Raw genomic sequence first — 7,796 nt, forward strand, 5'->3', positions numbered from 1 at the left:
CGGGGAGGCGACGACGTATGGGCGACGACGGCGCACGACGGGTGTACGGGACGGACTCCCTCCGCAGGGGATCGCCCGCGGGCAGGGGCGAAAAGCTCGCCGACTGGGCGGACGGGCGGCTCGGGCTGTTCGCCCTGGCCAGGGCCAACATGCGCAAGGTCTTCCCGGACCACTGGTCCTTCATGCTGGGCGAGGTCACCCTCTACAGCTTCGTCGTGCTGATCCTCACCGGCGTCTACCTCACCCTGTTCTTCGAGCCGAGCATGCAGGAGGTCGTCTACAACGGCTCCTACACCGAGCTCAACGGCGTCCTCATGAGCAGGGCGTTCGAGTCCACGCTGGACATCAGCTTCGATGTGCGCGGCGGGCTGCTGATCCGGCAGATCCACCACTGGGCGGCGCTGGTCTTCATCGCCGGCATGCTGGTGCACATGATGCGGGTGTTCTTCACGGGCGCCTTCCGCAAGCCGCGCGAGCTGAACTGGCTCTTCGGCTGGACCCTGCTGATGCTCGGCATCATCACGGGCCTGACCGGCTACTCCCTCCCCGACGACCTGCTGTCCGGCACCGGCCTCCGCTTCGCCCAGGGTGCGATCCTGTCCATCCCGATCGTCGGGACGTACCTGTCGTTCTTCCTGTTCGGCGGGGAGTTCCCGGGCGAGGACATCATCTCGCGGCTGTACCCCGTCCACATCCTGCTGCTGCCCGGGATCATGCTGGGCCTGGTGACCGCCCATCTGATCCTGGTCTTCTACCACAAGCACACCCAGTTCCCGGGCCCCGGCCGCCGGGAGCGGTCGGTCGTCGGGATGCCCTTCCTGCCGGTCTACATGGCCAAGGCCGGCGGCTTCTTCTTCCTCGTCTTCGGCGTGCTGACGGTGATGGGCGCGATCGCCCAGATCAACCCCGTGTGGGCCTTCGGCCCCTACCGGCCCGACCTGGTCACCACCGGCGCCCAGCCCGACTGGTACCTCGGCTTCTCCGAAGGCCTCATCCGGGTGATGCCGGGATGGGAGATCAACCTCTGGGGGCACACCCTCGTCCTCGGCGTGTTCATCCCGTTCGCGCTCTTCCCGCTGATCCTGCTCGCCCTCGGCGTCTACCCCTTCATCGAGGCGTGGATCACCGGCGACAAACGCGAGCACCACATCCTGGACCGGCCGCGCAACGCGCCCGTGCGCACCGGTCTCGGCGTGGCCTGGCTGACTCTGTACGCGGTGCTGCTGATCGGCGGCGGCAACGACATCGTCGCCACCCATCTGCATCTGTCCATCAACGCGATCACCTGGTTCGTGCGGATCGGCGTCTTCGTGCTGCCGGTGGCCGCCTTCATCGTCACGAAGAAGATCTGCATGGGCCTGCAGCGCCGCGACCGCGCCAAGGTGCTGCACGGGCAGGAGACCGGCACCGTCAAGCGGCTCCCGACCGGCGAGTACATCGAGGTCCACGAACCCCTCACCCAGGCCGATCTGTTCACGCTCACCCAGCACGAGCAGCACCCGCCCTTCGAGGCCGGGCGCGAGATCGACGCGAGGGGAGTCCGCCGCAGGGTCAAGCGGTCCGAGCGGCTGCGCGCCCGGCTCGCCAAGGCCATGTTCGGGCCCGACGCGCGTATCGAGAAACCGACGGTGGAGGAGTACCGGGAGATCACCAGCGGCGATCACCGGCACTGACGACCAGGGCCCGGCACGTCTCGGGGTCACCCCAGGCCGTGCGCAGGGCCCGGGCCTTGGTCAGCCACAGCCCCAGGCCGTACTCCGCGGTGTAGCCGATCGCCCCGTGCAGGTGCAGCGCGGTGCGGGCCGTGGCGTACGCCGCCTCGCACGCGGCCGCCTTGGCGGCGGCGACCTCGGCCGGACGCATGCTCAGCGCGGCGCCGAACAGCAGGGGACGCGCGAACTCCAGGGCCGTCTTCGCGTCGGCCAGCCGGTGCTTGACCGCCTGGAACGAGCCGACGGGCACGCCGAACTGGGTGCGCTGCCTGACGTATCCGACGGTTCTGTCGAGGAGTGCGAGGCCCACGCCGAGGGCTTGGGCGGCGGTGGCGAGGCGGGCCCAGGTGAGGGCCTGCTCCACGGGCGGGCCGAGGAGCTCCCCGCCGGGGGTGAGGGGGGTGAGGCGGCGCGCCGGGTCGAGGGAGGGGCGGAGGGGGCCGTGGCCGGGGGAGAGGCGGATGCCGTCAGGGGTGCAGGCGAGCCGGAGGGCCGCCGCGTCGCCGTCCAGGGCGTACGCGCCCTCGGGGGCCACCGTCGCCATCGTCTCCCCGGACGCGAGGGCCGGCAGCAGCCGCTCGGCGGCACCCGGGTCGGCCCCGGTGAGGAGCACCGCCGCCGTGACCGTCTCGACCAGCGGGCCGGGTACCGCGTGGCGGCCCAGTTCGACGAAGGCCACGGCCAGTTCGACGGGGCGCGGTCCCAGGCCCTCGTACGCCTCCGGCACCGCCAGCGCGAACACGCCCGCCCGAGCCGCACGGGACCACAGCGCCCGCCCGCTCGCGTGGTCGCCCCGGCTCCAGTCCCGGATCACCGCCGGTGTGTCCGCCGCCGTCAGCAGGGCGTCCAGCGACGCCGCGAAGGCACGTTGCTCGGGATCGAGGAGGAAGCGCATCACAACCGGCCCTCCGGCCGAGCGCCCGGCATCAGCGGCGTCCCTTCGGCAGGCCGAGCAGGCGCTCGGCGATGATGTCGCGCTGGATCTCGTTCGTGCCCGCGTACAGGGGCCCGGCGAGGGCGAAGACGTACCGCTCCGCCCAGTCGGTGTCCGCTGCCTCGCCCTCGGGGCCGAGCAGGTCGAGGGCCGTCTCGTGCAGCGCGAGGTCCAGCTCCGACCAGAAGACCTTGTTCAGGCTCGACTCGGGGCCGACGGCCTCGCCCTCCAGGAAGCGGGAGGCGGCCGCGTACGTGAACAGCTGGTAGGCGCGGGCACCGGTCAGGGCGTCGGCCACCCGGCCCCGCATCGACACCGGGCAGCCCCGCTCGCGCCACAGCTCCTCCAGCCGGCGCGCGGCGGCCAGGAAGCGGCCGGGGGAGCGGAGCAACAGCCCGCGTTCGTTGCCGGCCGTCGACATCGCGATGCGCCAGCCCTGGCCCGGGGCGCCGATCACGTCCTCGTCGGGCACGAAGACCTCGTCGAGGAACAGCTCCGCGAAGGCGGGCCTGCCGTCGAGGCGGCCGATCGGGCGGACCGTGACACCGGGGGCGCGCAGGCCGAACATCAGGTACGTCAGGCCCTGGTGGGGCTTGGCGGTGTCCGGGTCGCTGCGGAACAGCCCGAAGGCGCGGTCGGCGAACGCGGCCCGCGAGGACCAGGTCTTCTGGCCGGTCAGCAGCCATCCGCCGTCCGTGCGCACGGCCCTCGCCCGCAGGGACGCCAGGTCGGAACCGGCCTCGGGCTCCGACCAGGCCTGCGCCCAGACCACCTCGCCGCAGGCCATCGGGGGCAGGACCCGGGCCCGCTGCTCCTCGGTGCCGTGGTCGAGGAGGGTCGGGGCGAGCAACTGGATGCCGTTCTGGCCGACGCGGCCCGGGGCGCCCGCGGCCCAGTACTCCTCCTCGAAGAGCAGCCACCGCACCAGCCCCGCGTCCCGCCCGCCGTAGCGCGAGGGCCAGTTGACGACCGACCAGCGCTCCGCGGCCAGCTCCGCCTCCCAGGCGCGGTGCGCGGCGAAGCCCTCCTCGGTCTCCAGGGAGGGCAGCGGATCGCGTGGCACGTGCGTGTGCAGCCACTCCCGCGCCTCGGCGCGGAACCGCTCGTCCGCAGGGGAGAACACCAGGTCCACGACCGCTCCCTCCTTCCCTAACAAGTGTTTGGTAGGTTAGCGTGAGCTCATGACAGACGTCGAGAGTCCGTCGTACGTGCCGGGTCACGGCCTGCTGAAAGGGCGGACCGCCGTCGTCACGGCGGCGGCCGGCGCGGGGATCGGCGCAGCGACCGCGCGGCGCTTCCTCGAAGAGGGCGCGCGCGTGCTGATCAGCGACGCGCACCCACGGCGGCTCACGGAACACCGGGCGCGGCTGGCGGCCGAGTTCGGCGCGGCGTCGATCACCGCCGTGCCCTGCGACGTCACGGACGAGACGCAGGTGCGCGTGCTTTTCGAGACGGCCGCGGCGGAGCACGGCCGGCTCGACGTCGTGGTCAACAACGCCGGTCTCGGCGGCACGGCGGACCTCCTCGACATGACCGACGAGCAGTGGTCCCGCGTCCTGGACGTGACGCTCACCGGCACATTCCGGTGCGTGCGGGCCGCGCTGCGGCACATGAAGGGCACCGGCGGCGGGGTGATCGTCAACAACGCCTCCGTCGTCGGCTGGCGCGCCCAGGCCGGACAGGCCCACTACGCCGCCGCCAAAGCGGGCGTGATGGCGCTGACCCGGTGTGCCGCCATCGAGGCGGCCGGGCACGGGGTGCGGGTCAACGCCGTGGCGCCCAGCCTCGCCATGCACCCCCACCTGGTGAAGGTGACCACACCCGAGCTGCTCGCCGAGCTGACCGCCCGCGAGGCCTACGGCCGCTGGGCCGAACCCTGGGAGGTGGCCAACGTGATCGTCTTCCTGGCCTCCGGCTACTCCTCGTACATGACCGGAGAAGTGGTCTCCGTCAGCAGCAGGCATCCCTAGGACGACAATGGACCCGTGCCTCCTACGAAGAAGAACCCCCAGGTGACCGCCACCGAGCCCGCCCTGGGCGCCGCGGCCGGCGACCGCCGCGCCGAACTCCTCGGCACCGCCGCCGAGGTCTTCGCCGAGCAGGGCTACAACGCCACCACCGTCCGCAAGATCGCGGACCACGCGGGGATGCTCGCCGGCAGCCTTTACTACCACTTCGACTCCAAGGAGTCGATGCTGGAGGAGATCCTGCGCACCTTCCTCGACGAGCTGTGGGACGGCTACGACACCGTCCTGGCCGCCGGGCTCGGCCCGCGCGAGACGCTTCAGGCCCTGGTCACCGAGTCGTTCCGGGAGATCGACCGGCATCGTGCGGCCGTCGCGATCTACCAGAAGGAGAGCAGGCAGCTCGTGGCGCAGGAGCGGTTCGCCTTCCTCGCCGAGTCGCAGCGCAGATTCGAGAAGGCCTGGCTGTCCACCCTGGAGCGCGGCGTCGCCGAGCGGGCCTTCCGCGACGACCTCGACGTTCGGCTCACCTACCGGTTCGTGCGCGACACCGTGTGGGTCGCCGCGTCCTGGTACCGGCCGGGCGGACAGCACAGCCCGGACGAGATCGCTCGGCAGTACCTGTCGATGGTGCTGGACGGGATCGCCGTACGCGCACAGCCCCTACCCGCGGAGGAGTCGTCATGGCCGAGGCCTACATCGTCGAAGCGGTGCGCACACCCGTCGGGCGGCGCGGGGGAGGGCTGAGCGCGGTCCACCCCGCCGACCTCGGCGCGCACGTCCTGGGGGAGCTGATGAGCCGCTCGGGCGCCGACCCGGCCGCCGTGGAGGACGTCGTCCTCGGCTGTCTGGACGCGGTGGGCCCGCAGGCCGGGGACATCGCGCGGACCTGCTGGCTGGCGGCCGGGCTGCCGGAGGAGGTGCCGGGTGTGACCGTCGACCGGCAGTGCGGCTCCTCGCAGCAGGCCGTGCACTTCGCGGCGCAGGCCGTGCTGTCCGGCACCCAGGACCTGGTGGTCGCCGGCGGGGTGCAGAACATGTCGATGATCCCCATCGCCTTCGCCACCCGGCAGGCCGCCGAACCGCTCGGGCTCACCCAGGGGCCGTTCGCGGGCAGCACCGGCTGGCGGTCACGGTACGGGGACAAGCCCGTCAACCAGTTCGTGGGTGCCGAGATGATCGCCGCCAAGTGGGGGATCAGCCGGCAGGACCAGGAGGAGTTCGCCCTGCGCTCCCATCAGCGGGCCGTGCGGGCGATCGACGAGGGCCGCTTCGGCCGGGAGACCGTCCCGTACGCGGAGGTCACCGCCGACGAGGGGCCACGCCGGGACACCTCCCTGGAGAAGATGGCCGGCCTCAAGCCGGTCCTCGACGGCGGAACCGTCACCGCCGCCTGCTCCTCCCAGGTCTCCGACGGGGCGGCGGCGATGCTGCTGGCCTCCGAACGGGCCGTGCGCGACCACGGGCTCACCCCTCGCGCACGCGTGCACCACCTCTCCGTACGCGGCGAGGACCCGATCCGGATGCTCACCGCCCCCATCCCCGCCACCGCCCACGCCCTGAAGAAGACCGGCCTGACCATCGACGACATCGACCTCGTCGAGATCAATGAGGCCTTCGCCCCGGTCGTTCTGGCCTGGCTGAAGGAGACCGGCGCCGACCCGGACCGGGTCAACGTCAACGGCGGCGCGATCGCCCTGGGGCACCCCCTCGGCGCGACCGGCGTCAAACTCATGACGACCCTGCTGCACGAACTGGAGCGCACCGGCGGCCGGTTCGGCCTGCAGACCATGTGCGAGGGCGGCGGCCAGGCCAATGTGACGATCATCGAACGGCTGTGAGCCGCGCCAGCGTCTCGTCGGCCTCCCGCATGATCCGCTCCACCAGCTCCGCACACGAGGGCAGGTCGCCGATCACCCCGGCGACCTGCCCGGACGCCATCACGCCCAGGTCCGTGCGGCCGTCCACCATCGCCGACTTCAGCAGCATCGGCGTGTTCGCGGCGAGCAGCACCTGGCTCCAGGACAGGTCCCTGCCGCGTCTGAGGGCCAGCCCGTCCCGGACCAGCTGCCGCCAGGTCAGCCCGGACAGCCTGCGGAATCCGGCCGCCGCGCGCAGGGCCCGCGCGAGCGCCACGGCCCGGCCGGATTCCTCCAGGGCGGCCACCTGTTCCGTACGCAGCATGCGGTGCGGGAGCCCGTCGACCGCCCGGGTCACCGTCACGTCCTTCACGGCCGCCGCGAGATACCTCGCCTTCACCGCGTCCGGCACGGTCGAGTCCGAGGTCAGCAGGAACCGGGTGCCCATCGCCACGCCCGCCGCCCCGTAGGCCAGGGCCGCGGCCAGCCCGCGCCCGTCGAAGAAGCCGCCCGCCGCGACGACGGGTATCGGCACCGCGTCCACCACCTGCGGCAGCAGCACGGTCGTGGCCACCTCCCCGGTGTGCCCGCCGCCCTCCGCCCCCTGCACGAGCACCGCGTCCGCGCCCCACGCCGCGACCTTCTCGGCATGCCGCCGCGCCCCCACGGTCGGCATGACGACCACACCGGCCTCCTTGAGCTCGCCGATCAGCTCCCGGGAGGGGGCGAGGGCGAAGGAGGCGACCCGGACGCCCTCCTCGATCAGGATCCGGACGCGGTCGCCCGCGTCGGCCGCGTCGGCCCGCAGGTTCACCCCGAACGGCGCGTCGGTGCGCGCCTTCACCTCCCGCACGGCCTCCCGCAGCCGGCCGGGCGTCATCGTGGCGGAGGCCAGGATGCCGAGAGCGCCCGCGTTCGCCGTGGCGGAGACCAGACGGGGTCCGGCCACCCAGCCCATCCCGGTCTGCACGACCGGATGGCGGACACCGGTCAGCCGGGTGAGCGCCGTCCCCTTCATGCGGCGACCTCCCCGGTTCGGGTCCTGGTCGGGTCGGCGGCCTCGTGGGCATGGGGCAGCGGGGTGGGGGCTGTCCCTCTCATGTGGTGGCCTTCTCGGTTCGGGTCCTGGTCGGGTCGGCGGCCTCGTGGGCATGGGGCAGCGGGGTGGGGGCTGTCCCTCTCATGTGGTGGCCTTCTCGGTTCGGGTCCTGGTCGGGTCGGCGGCCTCGTGGGCATGGGGCAGCGGGGTGGGGGCTGTCCCTCTCATGTGGTGGCCTTCTCGGTTCGGGTCCTGGTCGGGTCGGCGGCCTCGTGGGCATCGGTCAGC

7 protein-coding genes are annotated in these 7,796 nt (G+C 72.6%); 4 read left to right on the plus strand and 3 right to left on the minus strand.

The features are described from left to right. Positions 1–17: 17 nt before the first annotated feature. Positions 18–1,673, plus strand: a complete 1,656-nt coding sequence (qcrB, locus tag QNO09_RS09930; protein ID WP_283969725.1) for a cytochrome bc1 complex cytochrome b subunit — start codon at positions 18–20, stop codon at positions 1,671–1,673. Here qcrB and QNO09_RS09935 read toward each other — a convergent pair. Both QNO09_RS09935 and QNO09_RS09940 read right to left on the minus strand, forming a co-directional pair. Beyond that, positions 1,648–2,607: an acyl-CoA dehydrogenase family protein gene (locus tag QNO09_RS09935; RefSeq protein WP_283969726.1), complete on the minus strand. Its 960-nt coding sequence runs from the start codon at positions 2,605–2,607 to the stop codon at positions 1,648–1,650. The two genes, qcrB and QNO09_RS09935, sit on opposite strands and share 26 nt — an antisense overlap. Before the next feature lie 31 nt (positions 2,608–2,638). Next, the gene (locus QNO09_RS09940) at positions 2,639–3,778 is read right to left on the minus strand and encodes an acyl-CoA dehydrogenase family protein (RefSeq protein WP_283969727.1); all 1,140 of its coding nucleotides are present in this window, start codon (positions 3,776–3,778) and stop codon (positions 2,639–2,641) included. 49 nt (positions 3,779–3,827) lie between these two features. Between QNO09_RS09940 and QNO09_RS09945 the strand changes: the two genes are divergently transcribed. From QNO09_RS09945 to QNO09_RS09955, 3 genes are read left to right on the plus strand one after another with little or no spacing between them, the layout of a single operon-like run. Then, positions 3,828–4,616 carry an SDR family oxidoreductase gene (locus tag QNO09_RS09945; RefSeq protein ID WP_283969728.1) on the plus strand — a complete coding sequence of 263 codons (789 nt, stop codon included), beginning with the start codon at positions 3,828–3,830 and terminating at the stop codon, positions 4,614–4,616. A gap of 15 nt (positions 4,617–4,631) precedes the next feature. After that, positions 4,632–5,357, plus strand: coding sequence for a TetR/AcrR family transcriptional regulator (locus QNO09_RS09950; RefSeq protein WP_283969729.1), 726 nt, complete (start codon positions 4,632–4,634; stop codon positions 5,355–5,357). Beyond that, complete coding sequence (locus QNO09_RS09955; RefSeq protein ID WP_283969730.1) at positions 5,294–6,451, plus strand: acetyl-CoA C-acetyltransferase; 1,158 nt, start codon at positions 5,294–5,296, stop codon at positions 6,449–6,451. Before QNO09_RS09950 ends, QNO09_RS09955 begins: the two co-directional genes overlap by 64 nt. Here the strand turns inward: QNO09_RS09955 and QNO09_RS09960 are convergent. After that, positions 6,435–7,487: an NAD(P)H-dependent flavin oxidoreductase gene (locus QNO09_RS09960; RefSeq protein WP_283969731.1), complete on the minus strand. Its 1,053-nt coding sequence runs from the start codon at positions 7,485–7,487 to the stop codon at positions 6,435–6,437. The two genes, QNO09_RS09955 and QNO09_RS09960, sit on opposite strands and share 17 nt — an antisense overlap. Between the last annotated feature and the right edge of the window lie 309 nt (positions 7,488–7,796).

It is taken from the genome of Streptomyces sp. 378 (assembly GCF_030124145.1).
GTDB lineage: Bacteria > Actinomycetota > Actinomycetes > Streptomycetales > Streptomycetaceae > Streptomyces.

What these genes read in the sequence shown, in the direction of transcription:
- QNO09_RS09955 (WP_283969730.1), top strand. Translation starts at nt 5,294, where the DNA reads ATGGCCGAGGCCTACATCGTCGAAGCGGTGCGCACACCCGTCGGGCGG.
- QNO09_RS09935 (WP_283969726.1), bottom strand. Translation starts at nt 2,607, where the DNA reads ATGCGCTTCCTCCTCGATCCCGAGCAACGTGCCTTCGCGGCGTCGCTG.
- QNO09_RS09960 (WP_283969731.1), bottom strand. Translation starts at nt 7,487, where the DNA reads ATGAAGGGGACGGCGCTCACCCGGCTGACCGGTGTCCGCCATCCGGTC.
- qcrB (WP_283969725.1), top strand. Translation starts at nt 18, where the DNA reads ATGGGCGACGACGGCGCACGACGGGTGTACGGGACGGACTCCCTCCGC.
- QNO09_RS09945 (WP_283969728.1), top strand. Translation starts at nt 3,828, where the DNA reads ATGACAGACGTCGAGAGTCCGTCGTACGTGCCGGGTCACGGCCTGCTG.